Consider the following 18842-nt stretch of genomic DNA (forward strand, 5'->3'; position numbering starts at 1 on the left):
TAAAAGCACTTTCATCTACAGATGGCTGATGTGGGATATCAATTTTATCCAGATTTTTACTTTTGTGCTTTCTATAATAATACAGGAAAAGAAATATAAAAAGAAGACATGCGGCAATACTCAACGATAGGATTAAAAAAAGGCTTTTCGCTTCTTTCTTAATGTTATTTTTTTCTATTTCATTTTGCCTATCTATGGCGTCATTTAAAGCTCTATTTTGTGAAATGTTAGAAGATTCTATTTGCAGAAGCCAGTTAGAATAATAACCGATGCTGTCTTTTTGACCAATACTTTCATATAACCCCTTAAGCTCCTCTGCAACTTGCATTTGATAATTATCAATTTTATAGTAATTCTCCACAATACTTTTGCAAATCCACAAATAATATTGAGCTTTTTTAACATTTTTAACCGCTTTGAAATACTTTCCGGCATTCAATGAAGTAACAAATCTCATGGAAATCTCATTGATCTTTTTTTCGTTTTGAATAGCTTCATCAATATATACTTTTGCAGAATCTGGCTTATTTAATTCAAGATATATCCCAGCCAAATCCGCAGAAATTGTGTAACTATTGTTTAATCTATTTTTATCGACACGATAGCGATTACCTTTGTTTTCTCTATAAATTTTAGAATATTTGTAAGCTTTTTTATAATATTTTAAGGTTTCTTCTTTTTTATTTAAATCATAATTTATACCTGCGTATTGTAAATTCATAATATAATTAAAATAAGCATTATCTGATTTCATTACCTCATCACAAATTTCATCCAATTGTTTTAAGGCAGTAACTCTTTCACCTAATTTCTGGTATAGAGCAGCTTTTTGTACGCGGAGGTAAAATAGCACCTCAAAATCAGTATCTGAATTGATGAGATGGTCTTTTTCTACTTTATTGATATAATAAAGAGCCCTCTTCGTATCATTATCTCTGTAATAAATATTACCTATTTTAAGATACCCTAATGCAACACAATCATTATAAGAATTTTTCTTACACACCTTAATAAGACTGTCAATCTTCTCAATTTCCTTTGATCCGGCAGTAGAAAATTCGATATCAAACAGCACATTCTTTAATTCTTCTTCTGTATGTTGTGAATAGAAAAAGGAAGAAATAAAAAAGAATAAAACAGTCAGTTTTTTCATCATAATATGATCAGAATTAAAATACAATATTATACTACACTATTACTATATAACAAAAAATACATACGTATTACATACACTACGTGCAAAAATCGCAATATTACATTGTTTATAATACAAAATTAGCAATTACTTTTGAATACCCGAATATTATATTCATTCTTCACAATACCACTATTTAAATACCTAATTTTTAAAATGAGAAAAACTCTATTATCATTATTTTTGATTTCAGGTTTCTGTCTTTCCAACGCCCAAAGATGGGAACCCTCTTCCCAGAAAGTGTCTGAAATCAGGAGAGAGGTAAAAATCAAGTATGCTTACAAAACAGATATCAATGCGTTGATACAGTTATTAAAAAACGCTGAGGAAACCGGCGCCAATGCAAGAGCAGTAACGATTCAATTACCAACGGCAGAAGGAACCATAGAAAAGTTTGCGGTGTACAGCAATCCTGTGATGGAAAAATCCTTGGCTGAAAAATATGGATTAGGATCTTATGTAGGAGTGGGAATTGATGACCCCTCCAAATATGTAAGATTCAGTACATCCCCTACAGAAATACAGTCAATGATTATTAAAGACGGTATCTTCCAGTTTATAGAACCTGTCACAACAGATAAAAAAACCTATGGAGTATTCTATAAAACCGAAAGAACAGAGTCTGAGCATGGCTTTAGCTGCAGTATGGAAGGCAAAAAGGAACTGGACATCAAATCTTTAAAAAATTCCGGAAAAAATAAACTTGCCGGAATCAACATTACCGGAAGACCTGCTGCCTCAAGATACAGAACCTACAGGCTTGCCTTGTCTGCAACGGGTGAATATACTACTCATTTCGGAGGGATGGCAGGAGCTGTAGCCCAGATGAATGCTACTATGACTCGTGTCAATGGTGTTTTTGAAAAAGAATTTGCAATCCATCTTACCATACAGAATTTCCCCAATATCATCTATGCCAATCCGGCCAATGATCCATACACCAATGATTTGAACGGGCAGCTTCAACAAACCTTAACTGCTCAGGTAGGCAATGCCAATTATGATATAGGACATGTCTTTAATGCCGCCGGAGGAAATGGAAATGCAGGATGCATAGGATGTATATGTACCAACCCTACCGCAGCAGAACCGTTAGGTAAAGGTTCTGCGTTTACACAAAATCAGAATCCTGTGGGAGACACCTTTGATATTGATTATGTAGCTCATGAAATGGGACATCAGCTTGGAGGTAACCACACTTTTTCTACAGTTACTGAAAGCTCAGATGTCAATATAGAACCGGGAGGAGGAACAACCATTATGGCCTATGCAGGGATCACAGCCAATAATGTTCAGATGAACAGTGATGCCTATTTCCACTATTCGTCCATCAATCAAATCCTTAACAACCTTGAAGGTAAAGTTGGGTGCGGCGTAGCTGAAAATATTGCCAATAATGCACCAGCTATTACCCCGCTGATTTCCTATACTATTCCCAAAGGTACAGCCTATTACCTGGATGCCAATGCAGTAGATGCCAACGGGGATCAGTTTACCTATAACTGGGAACAGTATGACAGCGTAGGCTCTACAAGCTCAATCTCAGGAGACAGCGGCTGGGGATTCAATCCTGAAGGTTCACTTACCCGTTCTTTTCCTGCAGTGGCTTCGGGAAGAAGATATTTCCCTAGCCTGCCTGTTGTAATGAGTGGTAAACTGACGAATAAAGACACATGGGAAACAGTTTCATACATTCCCAGAGTATTACATTACGCGGTAACAGTACGTGATAATAACCCGAACAGACCTTTAACGATTTCTGCAGAAAATACAGTAACCGTTGGAAATGACGGACCTTTCAAATTCAAAGGATTAACTCCTTCTACTACGTTGTATAATAATGCTTCCAATACCATTTCCTGGGATGTTGCCAATACCAACCTTGCTCCCTATAATGCTGCCAATGTAAAGATTGAATATACAACCGATCTGGTTAACGGATCAGCATGGACAGAACTGGTGGCTTCAACGCCTAATGACGGAAGTTTTGAAATACAGATGCCTGCTGCGCTTCAGGGAAATATTAAACTGCGAATTTCAGCAGTAGGAAATATATTTTATGCCGTTTCTCCTACACTGACCGTAGGAAATGCTCCCGCTTCTTTAAATAATCCACCAACGGGACTTACCGCGTTCGATAATGATATATTAAAAACCTCAGCAACTGTTTCATGGAACCATGTACCGGGAGCAACCTATTCCGTGAATTACAGGAAAGCAGGAACAGCAAACTGGTCCAATGCTGCCAGCCTGGTTAGTTCTGTGCTATTAAATAATCTTGAAGATGAAACTTCTTATGAAGTTCGTGTAGCCACTGTGATTAATAATGTTCCCGGAGCATTTTCTCCTGTGTATAATTTTAAAACAAAAGGATTGCGCACCGGATATGATTACTGCCTGATGACTACAGGAGGAAACACTACAATCAGTCCATATTTCAGTGGAATATTAAGAGTGACTTTAGCCAATGTGGATTTAGCTGGAAATGGGACAACCGTTCAGCACGCTTATAAAGATTATTCGGAAGACCCTGCCAAACTGATTCAGCTTACTCAGGGTGCGCAATATAATATGAACTATATTGTGTATGCTAACCGTGCTGGAGGAAACTATCAGGATTGGGTACAGGCATGGATTGATTACAACAGAAACGGAGTATTTGAAGCTTCAGAAAGAATTGGGATTAACGGCGCAGCTCCTGATGCCAATAAAAGACATCAGGGAAGTTTTGCATTTGCAGTTCCGGCCAATGCTTACAATGGTGACAAAACATTAAGAATGAGAGTAGCCAGCGGATTTTTCAATGCTTCAGCTGATGCATGTGCAAGTCCTTTCGTAGATGCCAATGGTGATATTATCTCTCATGGTTCGGTATGGGATTTTTCTGTAAAGATCAATGCAGCACTAGGAGTTAAGGAGTCCGTTCAGTCATCTTCTGATCTTGAAATCTACCCTAATCCTGCGGATACATTTGTAGAGGTAAAAAATCTGAAAGGTAAAGCTGATTACAAAATTTACAGTGCAGACGGAAGACTTGTTCAGGAAGGAAAACCGGACGGAAAAAGAATCAGTGTTGCCTCATTGATCAAAGGAGTGTATGTGATCACGATAAAAGATGATAAGGCGACTTATCATACAAAACTAATCAAGAAATAGTTGTAATAATTAGTGTACCGTGTACCTGTAGGTTATACGTGATGCCTGCAGGTACTTTTCTAAGTCAATTAAAAAAAATAAACCCAGTCATTAACTCATAGTAAATCAAAATCTCTAACAAAGTAAATAAACTAACATTTTCATTTTAAACACCTTTTAATGCAGTACCTGCAGTATAGATTGGGTTTCCTGCAGGTACTTTTAAAAGGTTTAATAATTAAAAAACGGATAAAGAAAAGTATATAGCTCTATATTGATAAAAAACATTTTTAATCATCGTTTGTGTTGTGTACCTGCATGATAAGTGGTTTTCTGCAGGTACCTTTTTTAAATAACTCTCAAAAAAATACTCTATGATAAAAAAACTACTCTTTCTTATATGTACTGGTTTTTCAGTGTTATCATTCTGCCAGTCTGATGAGGTTCTGTTTATAGGAAACAGCGTCACCTATTTTAATGACATGCCTGAAATTTTTAAAAATATAGCGGCTTCAAAAGGGAAAAATCTATCTGTAACAACACATACTCCCGGAGGAACCGGATTTGTGAATCATGTAGATGATGCTTCATTGTATCAAAAGATAAGATCTAAAAACTATAAATATGTGATCATGCAGCCCGGAACTGCTGAATCTGCCGGCCATTCTTTTCCGGTTAGTGTTACTGCTGAACGCGGCCGTAAAATCAGGGATTCTATCCGAAAATACAGTCCTTGCTCTAAGATTTTTCTGTATGAAATTCCCTATGGAGTTCCATCTGCCAATGAATACAACACCTATTTTGCTTTTCAGAAAAAAATTAAGGATTCCATTACGAAGATGTCTAACCTGATGCAGGTGGAAATGGTTCCTGCCGGAGAATCTGCAAGACATTACTACAATTCTTCCCAGGATCTGGCTCTTCACGGATCTTATAACGATATTCATCCTGGACCTAAAGGAAGTTATCTTGTGGCAGCCACTATGTATTCTGCAATTTTTCAGGATCATGTATTTCCATCCACTTTTTATAACGGAATACCTCAAAACACAGCCGAAAACTTTCAGAATATTGCAGATCTTGTTTTTTTTAATAATCCGCCACAATGGAATAGTAATACGTTTCACCTTCATTCAGATTTTACAGCAGGAATTAACGGAACAACTGTAAATTTCACCAATCATTCCGCCAATTACACATCTGTATCATGGAACTTTGGCGATGGCATCACCGATTCTTCATTGAATCCTGTTCATCAATATACTGCCTCGGGAACTTATACAGTCTCACTTACGGTCAGCAAAAACTCCTGTGCAGAAACTTTCAGCAAAACAATTACTATTGGGTCTTTAGGAATTATGGATATTGGCAGACAGCCTGAACTTATATTTTATCCTAATCCTGTGAAAGATGTTGCCTATATCATAAGTAAGGAAAAGGTAAAAGAAATAATCATTTACAATAGTGAAGGAATAAGGGTTTCCAGCATCTCAGGTACGGAAATCGCTGATCATAAGATAAATTTTTCACAGTATCAGAAAGGAATGTATATCGTAAACATCATTTTCCAAAACAATCAACAAAAAAACATCAAAATATTTAAGTAATAACTTTATGACAAACAATCTAAACAAAACTCTAATTTGCTTTTTAATTTCTAATGTAGTTCTGCTCAATGCCCAGCAAAAAGGCACTTCAGAGATCAAGGCAGGTTATGGTGTTCTTTCTTCCAACGAAATCGGCAAAGTCTTCACAGATATTATCATAGCACCATTTAGTGAAACGAAAACTACTGATGAAAAACATTCCGGAGCTCTTTTTATTGGTTACAATTATGCAGTTAAAGATAATTGGACCATCGGTACAGATCTTGTTTATGAAAGATATACAGCTTCTGTTAATAAACAAAACCTTACTGTAGCGAGCCAGAAGAATGATATATATACACTGGCTGTCAATAGTACTTATTCCTATATCTCGAAACCCAAGTTCAGAATGTATTCAGGGGTTGGTTTAGGATATACTTTTTCAAATGAAAAACTTAGTCCTAATCAGTCAGATGTTCAAAGTGTATCTTCCAAAAGCAGTTCTTTCAACTTTCAGGTGATAGGAGCAGGTGTAAGAATAGGTGGAAAAATTGCAGGGTTTGCAGAATTAGGATTTGGATATAAAGGTATAATTAATTTAGGGATCAGCTATCAGCTTTAATTGTTAATCTTATTCTGTTGTATCATCAGTAAAACAGAATAAGATTTTAACCTTGTATACCTTATTTCAAGTTAAAAACAAATAGTAAAGATAAATGTATGATAAATAGAAACAAAATGTCTTATCATAGAGGTTCTGGCTGTTTTATTGTTATTAACTGATAATTTTTTCAGAATTAAATCAAAGAAAATTTGCTTTTATGACCAATCGGTCATATATTTGCATCATTATCTACTATTATTATGGCAAAAGGGGAGGAAACCAGACAGTTCATTATAGAAAAAGCAGCACCTATTTTTAATACAAAAGGGATTGCAGCTACTTCTATGAGTGATATTATGGAGGCCACCAAGTTGTCTAAAGGCAGTATGTACGTTCATTTTGAAAATAAGGAAGTACTTGCCTGTGCTGCTGTTGAGCATAATATGCAAATGCTGACTGATCAACTTCAAAAAACTTTAAGCAGATTTAAAACTTCCAGAGAACAGTTATTCGCCTATATTGATTTTTTTAGTGATCCCAATCATCCGCCTGTAGTTGGCGGGTGTCCCCTGCTAAACTTTGGAACAGAAGCTGATGATACCAATCCAGTCGTTAAAGGAAAGGTAAACAATGGAATAAAACAGGGAGAAAAATTAATTTCCGGTATTTTAGAAAAAGGAATTTCCAATAAAGAATTCAGAGCGGAATGGGATGCGGAAGGTTTTGCAACAGTTTTGTTTGCCATGCTTGAAGGTGGACACTTAATGTCAAGAATGGCTGGTAATAACGATAAAATGATAACTATCGTCAAAAATCTTAAAAAAATGATTGAAGAAAATACGGTGTAATTTTTTTTATTCAAAATATGACCGATCGGTCATTTATGTATGAAATAATTCTTTTAAAAAATATAATCATAACAATTTAAAAAACAGAACAATGTCAAAAACAGTTTTAATTACAGGTGCATCAAAAGGTTTCGGAAAAGCATGGGCAGAAGCCTTTTTAGCCAAAGGATACAAAGTGGCTGCAACAGCCAGAAATGTAGAAACGCTTGATGATTTAAAAGAAAAATATGGAGATTCCGTATTGCCTTTAACCTTAGATGTAGATAAAAGAGAGGAATCATTATCAGTAGTTCAGAAAGTACACCAACACTTCGGCAGCATTGATATTCTGATTAATAATGCAGGATATGCACTAACAGGTGCGGTGGAAGAAACCAACGAACAGGAAGCAAGAGCACAGTTTGAAACGAATTTCTTTGGAACTTTATGGCTTACACAGGCGGTGCTTCCCATTATGAGAGATCAGAAAAGTGGTCATATCATTCAGGTTTCTTCTATTTTAGGATTGGCTACTTTACCAACCATGGGACTTTATAATGCATCTAAGTTTGCACTGGAAGGATTAAGCGAAACTTTAGCAACAGAAGTAAAAGGCTTTGGAATTAATGTAACTTTGGTAGAACCTAATGGCTACGCTTCCAATATCTGGCATACAGGAATTAATACACAAAGTAATCCGGTTTACGACAACGTTAAAAAAGCGTTCTCGGAATCCGAAACATCTTTCGGAAGCGTTGAAGCGACAGCACCGGCCTTGATAAAGTTAGCAGAAACTGAAAATCCTCCACTGCGTTTATTACTCGGAAAAGTAGCGCTTCCATTTGTAAAACAGAATTACGAACAGCGCCTAAAGGTTTGGGAAGAATGGAATGATGTATCTGTAGAAGCCCACGGATAATTTCCAAAAATGCATCAACAAAATAAGCTCCGTTATAGTAAAACAGAGCTTATTTTTTATCTTTTTTTAGGCCGGCAACTCTCCCTTTTTCCGTAGCAACACTTCTCCTCTGTCTCCCTATTGATAACTTTTTCCTGTTCACGATCTGAAATGTCTGTTTCGCTGTGAAATATGGCTATTTGAACACATTACTCGTTTCCCAGGCGTATCTCAGGGTATAATTTTGTCTCATCAAAAAAGAAAAAACAGATTTAAAATCTAATACAGCAAAACAATGAAAACAACAATTTCAACAATCCTGTTAGCAGCAATTTTTATCTTAGGTACGCCTGCTATTTTTAAAGCGCAAAAAATTGAGACTGCTACTCTATCATCAAAAAATGATACCAGTATCCGGCCTTTTCACATCAGTATCCCGCAATCTCAGCTGGATGATCTTAAAAAAAGGATTTCCGAAACCCGATTCCCGGATAAGGAAACAGTGAAAGATGCTTCCCAGGGCATTCAGCTTGAACAGTTAAAAGAGCTGATCACCTATTGGGGCAACGGATACGACTGGAGAAAAGTGGAAGATAAGCTGAATTCACTTCCCCAATTTGTAACAAAAATTGACGGGCTTGACATCCAGTTCATCCATGTACGTTCAAAGGAACCAAATGCTATGCCTGTGATCCTTACCCATGGCTGGCCGGGTTCTCCACTGGAGTTTATCAATACAATAGGTCCATTAACAGATCCTGTTCAATACGGAGGAAAAGCAAGTGATGCCTTTGATGTCATTATACCAGCTATTCCGGGATATGGTTTTTCAGAGATTCCTACCGAGCTTGGCTGGAACCCTGACCGCGTTGCCCGTGCATGGGATGTACTGATGAAAAGACTCGGTTACAAAAAGTATGTTTCTGAAGGTGGCGACCATGGTTCCGTTATTTCTGATGCATTAGCAAAACAGGCTCCTTCAGGTCTTTTAGGAATTCACCTTACCATGCCGGCTACCATTCCTGCCGAATTTGTAAAACCGATCAATGCCGGTGATCCCGCCCCATCAGGACTTTCTGCCTCAGAAGCAAAAGCATACAATGCAATGAGTAAATTCTTTGGAAGAAATGCAGCTTACGGGGGAATGATGGTAACACGTCCACAGACAACAGGATACCTGCTTTCTGATTCTCCAACAGCCTTAGCAGCATTCCTTTACGAAAAAATTGCAGAATGGAGTGAAAGTGATCTTCATCCCGAGAATGTCATTGGCCGTGATGCTATCCTCGATGATATTACCCTTTACTGGCTTACCAATACGGGAGCGTCTTCTTCACGTTTCTATTGGGAAAATAACAAGAATAATTTCAGTGCCGAGGCGCAGAAGACAAAAGACATCAAAGTTCCTGTAGCTATTTCGGTATTTCCTCATGAGATTTACCGGGCTCCGGAAAGCTGGTCGAAGCAGGCGTATCCTACTTTATATTATTATCATAAAGCTTCAAAAGGCGGCCATTTTGCAGCCTGGGAACAGCCGCAGGTCTTTACGGAAGAGCTTAGAGCCGCTTTCAAAGAGTTAAGGAAAAAACTTTAACAATATCAATCAACAATATCGTTTAATCTAAATAATAAAAATATGGAATTAAATACCATTCAGGAAGTAGAAAATACAACAGTAATCAATATCAGTAAAGTGTTGTATTCCGGTAATGTCATTGTAACCGGAGGCCGTAACGGAGAAGCAAAAAGCAGTGACGGAAAGTTAGATATTGAATTAACCTCTCCCGGTTCAAAAGGAAACGGAACCAATCCGGAACAGCTATTGGCAGCAGGATGGTCGGCATGTTTTATCGGAGCTATGCATTTGGGTGCTTCAAAAACTGGAATTACTCTTCCTCAGGACTTATCTGTCAATACCTCTGTAGACCTTGCCACCAATGACGACGGATTTTTCCTGCAGGCTCACCTACAAATCCTTCTGCCAGGCCTTGCAATAGATGAAGCCAGAAAAGTTGTGGAAACCGCTCATGCAACATGTCCTTATTCAAAAGCAACCCGCGGAAATATTAATGTAAAGATCGATGTAGTGGTTTAGTTTTCAGAATGTTTATCATTTTGATTAAAACCTTCCCTGCCAAAAGCAAGGAAGGTTTCTTTTGTTGAAATCTGTCTGAAAAAATAATCCGGATATAAAGGTCTGTTATATTAATTTCCAAAATTGACAAAATGAGGAACATCCGTGGCAAAGCTGTTCAATGGTAAAAGATTATTCCTGTTACTGTTAAAGTCAAAAACAGAATTATTATCAAAAGGAACACGCGGATAATACATGAAAGAAATCTGAATCCTGTTGAAAACCAGATAAGGATTATTAATTAAAACACCTATCCCGATTTTTGTGTTGGCCTTAGTTTTAAACAGCTTATCATCAGGCATTCCGAGCCAGCCCACTGCAGTCGTTAAATATGGACTGAAGTGAAAATTCTTCCATGTTTTATTAATAAACAACTGAAGCTGATACCTCAGCACTATTTTTTTTGTCCCGATATAATCAGAATTATAAACGGGGAACTCGTCTGTAGAAGAAAGGTTGATCCTATCCTTATACGAATAATTATGCTGTGGATTTCCCAATGCCAGAGTTGGAGAGAAGAAATGTCTTGCTTTGGCAAATTTCCAGTCCGTGAGGTTTGTAAAATAAGTTCCGTCAAAACGGAAAGATTCTCTGTTCTGGCTGTCTTCATTAAAAAACCTTCCAAACTGTGCTTTCACCGTGAAATATCCCAATTTTGTAAAACGTCCGTAAGATGCAGAAATTCCCACATACGGATTCACTTCTTTATTTCTTGACAAGCCTCCGGCAATGATATTGACAGAATTACCATAAGCAATATCCTCCGGCAAATCATACTGGAAAATATTTTTCTGAACCGAAAAGTTTCTCTGAATAAACCCTACAGACATCAGGAAACTGTTGTAAGAACTGAAATATTGATACTGATCTATTCCCGGGCTGTCTTTGTACTTATAGTTCTGAAATCTTCCTATGATGGCAATATTGCTGGAAACTTTTTCACTAGGATCCGATGAAACCGGAATCTGATAACCTCCCCATAAATCCTGACTGTACACTTTGATCTGAACTTCCGGAAAAGTGGTATCCGTATTTATCGGAAGTAAAACTTTCCGCATAAAATATTCAAATGTAAAACCTCCCGCCCATTTCGTCAAAGGGGAGAAAAAGTCTCTTCTGAGGCTGAAATTAATTCTTTCATTTTTTGAAAAGTCCCGTTCTCCGAGAATCTGGGCATTGATATAGGTACCAAAAAGATTATGGGTAGTATAGCTGCCTAAAAGATAATCCTGCTTTTCTTTGGAGTCGTTTCTGTAAAGAAAGTCCAGTGTATGTCCCAGTCCCAATACATTTTCTTCCGTAACCCCCAAACCAATTTTGCTTCCGGAATAACTGATTCTCGGCTTCAGACTCCAGGAATCCAATACCTTTACCACAACATCTATAGAATCTTTACTGGAAGTGCTGTCGGAAACACTGATATTAACTCTGTTGATAAAAGGCATTGTTCTCAGCAAACGTTCAGATTCGTAGAGTTTTTGGGCATTGTACTCTTCTCCTTCTTTAAAAAGTAAAAAATTATTGATTGTTGATCTTCTGGTACTGGAATGAAGGTGATCCTTTATCCAATCATACCATTTACCTATTTCCTTACTGTCATTAGAGCCATATCCAAAAGGGTCAATGGTTTCTATCCTAACATTTCTGATAATTTTTTTGTTATAAGTATTTTGTAAAAGCTTTTCAGTATTGGACTTCACGGAAGTGGAATCCGGCTCTCTACGAAATATAAAACGGTGAATGAATTTGGTAACTTTTCTCTTATCTGAAAATTCTTCTATTTTGTAATACAGCGAATCTTTCTTTTCCTGTGCATTTAAAAAGAAAAAACCGCTTAAAAGGAAAATCAGAGTTACAGTCGTTCTAGCCATTAGTCATCAAAAATTCAATAAAGTTTGTTGTATCAATTTGCAAGCCAATAAGGCCTGATAAATAGATAAAGAAACAATTTTTATGATAAAATAGTGAAAGCAGGCCCTTATCATCATTTTTTCTACATCTTAAAAAAGAAATAAACCACGGCAACCCATTCTTTTTTTATACCATAAGCGTAGCCTATTGTACTGCGGCTGGCGTTTTCAACGGTTCCGTCCTCTTTAATATACCCCAAAGTAGAGCGGCTGCTATTTTCTACTGTTCCGTCTTCCTTTACATATCCCACTGTGGAACGGCTTTTATTTTCAATGGTTCCGTCGTTTCTGATATAGCCAATTGTAGAACGGCTGCGGTCTTCAATAGTACCGTCACTCCTGATATAACCTACGGTGGAATGGCTGCTGTTCTCAATCGTTCCGTCACTTTTAATATATCCTAAGGTGCTTCGGCTGCCGGATTCAATGGTTTGTGCTTTTGTCAGTATCATGCCTGTTACTGAGACCATTAAAAATAGTATTTTTTTCATCCCTTTTTAAAGTTTTACCTCAGTCTAAGTTAAGATTCTCTTTTTTCTCAACAAACTAAAACTAATTTAAATCATAAAACAAAAGCATCCGGTAAACACCTTTTTTGTTATTTTTACTCATTATAAATAAAAATAATACATGAAAAAATTTGTACTTACGGGAATAATTATGACAGGAGGCTTTCTAACAGCTAAAGCACAGTGTAAGCCGGTGGCCTCTCTTGCAGAAAGTTTTGATACCTGGAAAGATATTCATAAATGCTGGACCGCTCAATCCGGGAAAGCGATGCTTTATGCTAGTGACAAAAGAATTATATTCTACTCCATGAGCAATCCGGGAGAAAATATGTATCTGGTAACTCCCGAAATTAAAGCCGGAACCTATACGCTGTCTCTTGACCTTTCTGATAACGGAGGAGAAACAACATTAGAACTTTTCTCAGTAGATAATCCTTCTGATGTAAAAGCCTATACGGCAATTACCAAACCTTCCAAAATAACAGGAGAGAAAAAAACATTTACGGTTTCTTTGAAGAAAGATTCTCATTTAGGATTGAAAGTTCTGCTGAACGGAGTACATCAGGCTGTTTATATGGATAACTTGTCTCTACAGGCAAAGAAATAGAGGCAGGATAAAGTCTAAAATTATTATTATTTAAAAAAACAGCTTATATCAGATGCAAAAACTTAGAGTGGAATTTTCACTCTAAGTTTTCTATTTTCTAGTTGTTAAGAACGCAGTAATTACCATACACAGATTATAATAAGAAAATACGTCTCCATTTTGTAACAGTATTTCGGCTTAATTTAAAATGCCTTGCTAGCTGACTGTTATTTAGTTTATGTTTTTTTTGATAAGTAAGCATTTCAAAAATAGCCTCTTTATCATAGGATTTGAATTTTTGGTTTTCGGATATCCTGTCAACAAAAATAATATTATTAACTTTCAAAACATCAGATAAAGACATGGATTCTTTTGACAGATATCGCTTTACATTTTCCCATTTATCAGGGCATTTGGACTTTATGAAATCATGGTAAATCTTTTTATAATCAGGGCCTGTATTTATTGTCTGTATTTGCTTATCCATTTATTCAATGTTGACTTGGGAATTCCGTAGTGATTAATGATTTCTTTAGTGGTTTTTTGTTTATTTTCTAAAAGTTCCATCATATAGTCTATAATTTCTTTGGTATATAGGCTTTTGCGGAACTTAGGCAGTTTTGATTGTACTCCGTTTTTATTTTGGCCGGCGATAGGAGCGTATAATATTAAATGATGGGAATAGAGACGAAAAAAGTCATATTTCAATAATTTTGACCATTTCAGAAGTATCTCCACATCTAATGATTTCTTAGAATACATTTCCAGAATCTCATTTTCTGTTAAATCCAGGAATCTGCAGATCCTGTTCATAGTAATATCCTGTTCATTGACAAGTTCATATATCAAAGCACCAATATGAATGTCTTTCAAATTTTCCATCTTAAACTAATTTATCTGTATTCAAAAAGCAATTTTTTTATAAGAAGTAAGTCCCTGATCTATCTTTCATTAAATTGTTGGATATATCTTTTGAAAGCTGATTGATTTCATTCTCACTACAAAAGGTGATATCAATATTTTTTCTTAATATTCTTCCTGAAGAATTCAAAAAAAGAAGGATTAAGTATTTTCTAAAAGTCTGTTCCTGTATTTCTATTCTTACAATTTTCTTTTGCGGCGTTTCTAAAACCAAAATTTTTCCTCTGTTTGAAGGCCATTGATAACTTTTGATGGAAATCATCTTTCCGGAATGCTCATATTCAAATACAAACCGGTTCTTTAAGAATCCATATACGAGTACCAGCAAAGCCATCGAAGAAAAAATTTTTAACGTAAGGATGTATTTCAAATATATGAGAATACCAATGCTCAAAAAAAGGAATGCCAACACAGCTAAATGAACAGTCATATAATGATCTACTCTTTTTTTATTATTTATTTTCATCATTCTTTAATTATCAAAATTGTGTCTATTATTATTTTATTTTCTCTAAATATATTCTGAGTTCAATGAAAGAACATTGTTATTTCGTTCGTTCTGACAGCTGGTATGAAAATACAGGTTGAACCCCCTAACAGCAGTATTATCAGAAAAACTTTATTTTATAATTTTAATCATACTTAGTCTTCTGTTTACACTCATTCACTTGTTACTCATCTTTTGTTTTTTTAAGACAAACAGACTTCATTTATAATTTAATTAGGCAAAACACTTTATTTCTTTAAAATCATAAATAAAAAAATCTCGTTTTAGTGAAATATATACGGGATTTTGTTTAAAAAATTTGAGAATTTCTTTAACTTCCAACTGTTAAAAAAAGCATTAAAATAAACGACGCAAATATCTGATAATCTTATAAAAGCGTAAAATAATTTATGTAAAAATAGATTAGCAATATTGTAATTTTTAATTATGTATCATGTAGTTTTTAAATGACATTTAATTCTTTCAACAATGATTTATTTTTACTACATTTATGATAAATCAATCTCATAAAACACAAATGCATCAACTCCCTTTACTGTCCCGTACAGCACTTATAGTGTTACTATTATTCCGGATACAACTTTATGACGGCCAGCAGGCAGCTTCTGTATGGTATGACACGGATAACGGCCTTCCCCAGAATAGTGTAAAAGACATTATGAAAGATAAATACGGATTTATATGGCTGAGTACAGAAAACGGGTTAGTGCGCTATGATGGCTATAATTTTGTAACCTATAATCATCTTAACCTTAAAAACAACAGATTTACTTCTTTTTTTGGAAGTATCGAAAAAGATTCCATTTATAATTCTACAGCTTATACTGAAAACATTGTTGTATTATCCAAAAGAAATGTAAGTGCTTTCCATCATATGAACAGCTACACTAAAAAAATACTGAATGAAAGCAGGTTATATGGATTATTTGTAAAAAACGGAACTCCTGAAAAAATAGATCATAAAAACTTTTTCATTTATTTTGACAAAAAGAACTCCTACCATCTGTTTAATAATGGGACTATACAATACAATGATAAAAAGATAGCATCAATAAAGGAACTGCATAAGCATTATATCGCCGATACTTTTTGTTTTGGACAAAACATTTTTATTATCCACAAGAAATTAAAAAAAATCATTAAAATTTCGTCCGGGCAAGCGAGTTATTTACGTGCTTCAGAGATTTTCTTCCGGAAACATGTCAAAGTATACTGGAGCCAGATTAACAATCAATGCTTTATCTTTCATCATAACTCATTGTATAAGGTATTCTATCAAAACAATGAGATCGGATTAAAAAAAATGATAGACTATAATCTCAATGAGAATTCTTTAGCATCTGTTTATCATGATGAGGTTAATAATAAATTATATCTCGGAACATTATCGGATGGGTTAAATGTAGTAAAGTTTAATAATTTTCGTGTAGCCAATCGGTCAAACAAATCTTATGAAAATATTTTTTATTCCATACTTCCTTTTGAAAATGATAAAGTAATTACTTCATCAGGAGATGTATACAATAAAGACGGACTGGTAAAACAGTATCATTTTAACACTACAAGCAAATATTTTTTATTTTATGATTCACAAAAAAATATTTTTGTTCAAAATGGTATTTCACTGCTTCGTTTTTTCAAAAATTCCGGTTATTCAAAACATGAATCCTTACATTTTACAAAAACAGCACCTTATGTTTTCAATGTCAATCACTGCTATGCTATAACGTTTCACCTGCCTTCATTACAATCTAAACTTTGCTTTTATAAAGATTCTGTTTTCGAAAAGCCGTTTTTACAATTTTCAATTCCCAATATCGTTACATCGGTTCAAGAGCTGGGTAATGATCAATGGCTGGTAGGAACCAGGGATGCTTTGTATTCGATTGAAGGTCCATCATTTATTCTTAAAAAGATTTCATCCGAACCATTACATGTAAGGGAAATTACCAAAACCAAGGATGGGAATCTTTGGATCATGACCCAGGGAAATGGCTTCTTTCTGTATAATAAAGGCCAGCTCACTAAAATGCCTGAAGATAAAAACGGACATCTTTCATTTTCACACACCATTCTGGAAGACAAAAACGGTTTTCTCTGGATCAGCACCAATAATGGGTTATTCAAAGTACTGAAAAATAACCTGATGCAATATTCTCAAAACAATAAAATCTCACCTAACTATTACCGCTACAGCAAAGAAGACGGCTTTAATACCAATGAGTTTAATGGTGGATGTTCTCCAGGTGCCGCAGCACTTCCCAATGGAAATTTTGTATTTCCATCCATCAAAGGACTGGTATTTTTTGATCCTGAAAAAATAAGAAGCTATTACCCTAACAACTTTTTTTTGGAAAGGGTTGTATTTTATGATTCCAAAAGCACTATAAAAAGACAGAATATTAATCTGGAAAACAATTTTTATAAAGCGATTATTTTAGTAGATGTTCCCTATTATGCTAACAGGGCTAATCTCGTTATCGAAGGAAAACTGAAAGGTTCTAAGAACGAAAAATGGGAAAGGATAAGCAGTGATGGCAAATATTATATCTCAAACCTGGAGCCGGGCCAATATCAGCTTATGGTGAGGGTATTGACCTCACCGAAAGGGAAATACATCTATAAAACCATTAATATTAATGTAAAATACCTGTTTCATCAAACCCTTATTTTTAAGTTCTTTATTCTTTTATTATTGTCTCTTATTGCATTTACCTTCTTTAAAATATGGATAAAAAGACAGAAACAGAAAAAAAGAAAACTTGAAAGAATTATTGCCATCAGAACCCGGAAACTGTCACAGACAGTTTCAAAACTGGAATACACCAAGGAACAGCTCCGAAAAGAGAGTGTACAGCAGAAAAAACTATTGGAAACAATAAGCCATGACATCATTACTCCCGTAAAGTATTTATCTATTACAGCCCAAAAGCTGTATGAGACAGACGAACATGACCGCTATATACAAAAGAAATATTTCGAAAGCTTCTATACCTCTTCTTTAGAGTTTTACAATTTCGTGAAAACCCTGAAGGAATATGCAGAAATTTATAATATTTCTGAAAAAAATGAAATCTATAATATTTACGAGGTGGTAGAAACTAAAAAAGCTCTATTTGAAGTTGCGGCCAAAGAACAAAATACGCTTATTATCAACAAGATTAAAAATCCGACTTATTCGAAAAACAATCAGAATGTGATTGCTGTTATCATTCATAATCTCATAGATAATGCGGTTAAAAATACCACCAATGGAGTCATAGAACTTTCTACTATGGAAGATAGCAGGACCTTTTTCCTGGAGGTAAAAGATACGGGTAAAGGGATGAGCGCTGAACAGATGAACTATTATGTGAAAATTCAGGATAATATTGAAAATGAAAAGCTGGTTTTGCAAAAATACAGTTTAGGATTACATCTTATCCTCCAGCTGCTTATGATGATCAATGGTAAAATTGAATTTAAAAATAATATCCCCAACGGAACAATCGTATCAATTAAAATAAAAAAACAAAAAGATGACTAGAAAAATTATTATTGCCGACGATCACTTCGTAGTAAGATTAGGCACTACCCTGATTTTGGAATCCCACTACAAAGATGTAAAAGTATCCTGTGCAGAGTCCTATAAGGATCTCACAGAAAGATTATATGCAGAGTCTTTTGACCTGCTCATCTTAGATATCAACATGCCGGAAAGCAAATATTTGAGCATGATTGGTGAAATAAAATCGATACAGCCCAATCTTAAGATCCTGGTTTTTTCGGTATATGACAATGATATTGCGGTACAATATATCATTGAAGGTGCTGATGGTTACATTAACAAATTATCGGATGAGAATAATATCCTGGAAGCCGTTCAGCAAATCTTTGACACCGGAACTTATTATTCTCCGGATATTGTAAAAAAACTCGTTTCATCTGCCAAAAAGGACACTCCCATCAACCCCCTTGAAATATTATCAGAAAGGGAAAAGGAAATATTTGACCTGTTGGTGAAAGGGTATGGGAATATTGAAATATCCA

Annotated in this window: 15 protein-coding genes; 10 read left to right on the plus strand and 5 right to left on the minus strand. The window is 35.3% G+C overall.

Annotated features, from left to right (window positions below; genetic code table 11):
- Positions 1 to 1156, minus strand: a 1156-nt coding sequence (locus LIV57_RS22180) for a tetratricopeptide repeat protein (protein WP_227944355.1), incomplete at its 3' end; no start/stop codon positions are given.
- Between the two features lie 195 nt (positions 1157 to 1351).
- Here LIV57_RS22180 and LIV57_RS22185 point away from each other — a divergent pair.
- From LIV57_RS22185 to LIV57_RS22215, 7 genes are all read left to right on the plus strand, one after another.
- Positions 1352 to 4351, plus strand: a complete 3000-nt coding sequence (locus LIV57_RS22185; RefSeq protein WP_227944356.1) for a reprolysin-like metallopeptidase — start codon at positions 1352 to 1354, stop codon at positions 4349 to 4351.
- Between the two features lie 353 nt (positions 4352 to 4704).
- A complete protein-coding gene (locus tag LIV57_RS22190; protein WP_227944357.1) occupies positions 4705 to 5937 on the plus strand; it encodes a PKD domain-containing protein in 1233 nt (410 codons plus the stop codon).
- A gap of 7 nt (positions 5938 to 5944) precedes the next feature.
- On the plus strand, positions 5945 to 6538 hold the full coding sequence (locus LIV57_RS22195; RefSeq protein ID WP_227944358.1) for an outer membrane beta-barrel protein: 594 nt from the start codon (positions 5945 to 5947) through the stop codon (positions 6536 to 6538).
- A gap of 242 nt (positions 6539 to 6780) precedes the next feature.
- Positions 6781 to 7368 (plus strand): TetR/AcrR family transcriptional regulator, encoded by a 588-nt coding sequence (locus LIV57_RS22200; protein ID WP_227944359.1) that lies wholly within the window; start codon positions 6781 to 6783, stop codon positions 7366 to 7368.
- Positions 7369 to 7459: 91 nt separating this feature from the next.
- Complete coding sequence (locus LIV57_RS22205) at positions 7460 to 8266, plus strand: SDR family NAD(P)-dependent oxidoreductase (protein WP_227944360.1); 807 nt, start codon at positions 7460 to 7462, stop codon at positions 8264 to 8266.
- Between the two features lie 274 nt (positions 8267 to 8540).
- A complete protein-coding gene (locus tag LIV57_RS22210; RefSeq protein WP_227944361.1) occupies positions 8541 to 9839 on the plus strand; it encodes an epoxide hydrolase family protein in 1299 nt (432 codons plus the stop codon).
- A 42-nt stretch (positions 9840 to 9881) separates the two neighbouring features.
- Positions 9882 to 10340, plus strand: coding sequence for an organic hydroperoxide resistance protein (locus LIV57_RS22215; protein WP_227944362.1), 459 nt, complete (start codon positions 9882 to 9884; stop codon positions 10338 to 10340).
- 110 nt (positions 10341 to 10450) lie between these two features.
- Here LIV57_RS22215 and LIV57_RS22220 read toward each other — a convergent pair whose 3' ends face one another.
- The gene (locus LIV57_RS22220) at positions 10451 to 12250 is read right to left on the minus strand and encodes a POTRA domain-containing protein (RefSeq protein ID WP_227944363.1); all 1800 of its coding nucleotides are present in this window, start codon (positions 12248 to 12250) and stop codon (positions 10451 to 10453) included.
- A 122-nt stretch (positions 12251 to 12372) separates the two neighbouring features.
- Positions 12373 to 12780 (minus strand): 5-fold beta-flower protein, encoded by a 408-nt coding sequence (locus LIV57_RS22225; RefSeq protein ID WP_227944364.1) that lies wholly within the window; start codon positions 12778 to 12780, stop codon positions 12373 to 12375.
- 139 nt (positions 12781 to 12919) lie between these two features.
- On the opposite strand from LIV57_RS22225, the gene LIV57_RS22230 reads away from it, so the two are divergent.
- The gene (locus LIV57_RS22230) at positions 12920 to 13405 is read left to right on the plus strand and encodes a hypothetical protein (RefSeq protein ID WP_227944365.1); all 486 of its coding nucleotides are present in this window, start codon (positions 12920 to 12922) and stop codon (positions 13403 to 13405) included.
- A 441-nt stretch (positions 13406 to 13846) separates the two neighbouring features.
- On the opposite strand, the gene LIV57_RS22240 is transcribed toward LIV57_RS22230, so the two are convergent.
- Both LIV57_RS22240 and LIV57_RS22245 read right to left on the minus strand, forming a co-directional pair.
- Positions 13847 to 14266, minus strand: coding sequence for a helix-turn-helix domain-containing protein (locus tag LIV57_RS22240; RefSeq protein WP_227944367.1), 420 nt, complete (start codon positions 14264 to 14266; stop codon positions 13847 to 13849).
- Between the two features lie 37 nt (positions 14267 to 14303).
- The gene (locus tag LIV57_RS22245) at positions 14304 to 14774 is read right to left on the minus strand and encodes a hypothetical protein (RefSeq protein WP_227944368.1); all 471 of its coding nucleotides are present in this window, start codon (positions 14772 to 14774) and stop codon (positions 14304 to 14306) included.
- A 556-nt stretch (positions 14775 to 15330) separates the two neighbouring features.
- Between LIV57_RS22245 and LIV57_RS22250 the strand changes: the two genes are divergently transcribed.
- Positions 15331 to 18339 carry a two-component regulator propeller domain-containing protein gene (locus LIV57_RS22250; protein WP_227944369.1) on the plus strand — a complete coding sequence of 1003 codons (3009 nt, stop codon included), beginning with the start codon at positions 15331 to 15333 and terminating at the stop codon, positions 18337 to 18339.
- Positions 18332 to 18842 (plus strand): response regulator transcription factor (locus tag LIV57_RS22255; protein WP_227944370.1); only part of this gene is annotated, 511 nt, incomplete at its 3' end. The genes LIV57_RS22250 and LIV57_RS22255, both read left to right, overlap by 8 nt.

The sequence above is a fragment of the Chryseobacterium sp. X308 genome, from assembly GCF_020733145.1.
In the GTDB taxonomy this organism is placed as follows: domain Bacteria; phylum Bacteroidota; class Bacteroidia; order Flavobacteriales; family Weeksellaceae; genus Chryseobacterium; species Chryseobacterium cupriresistens.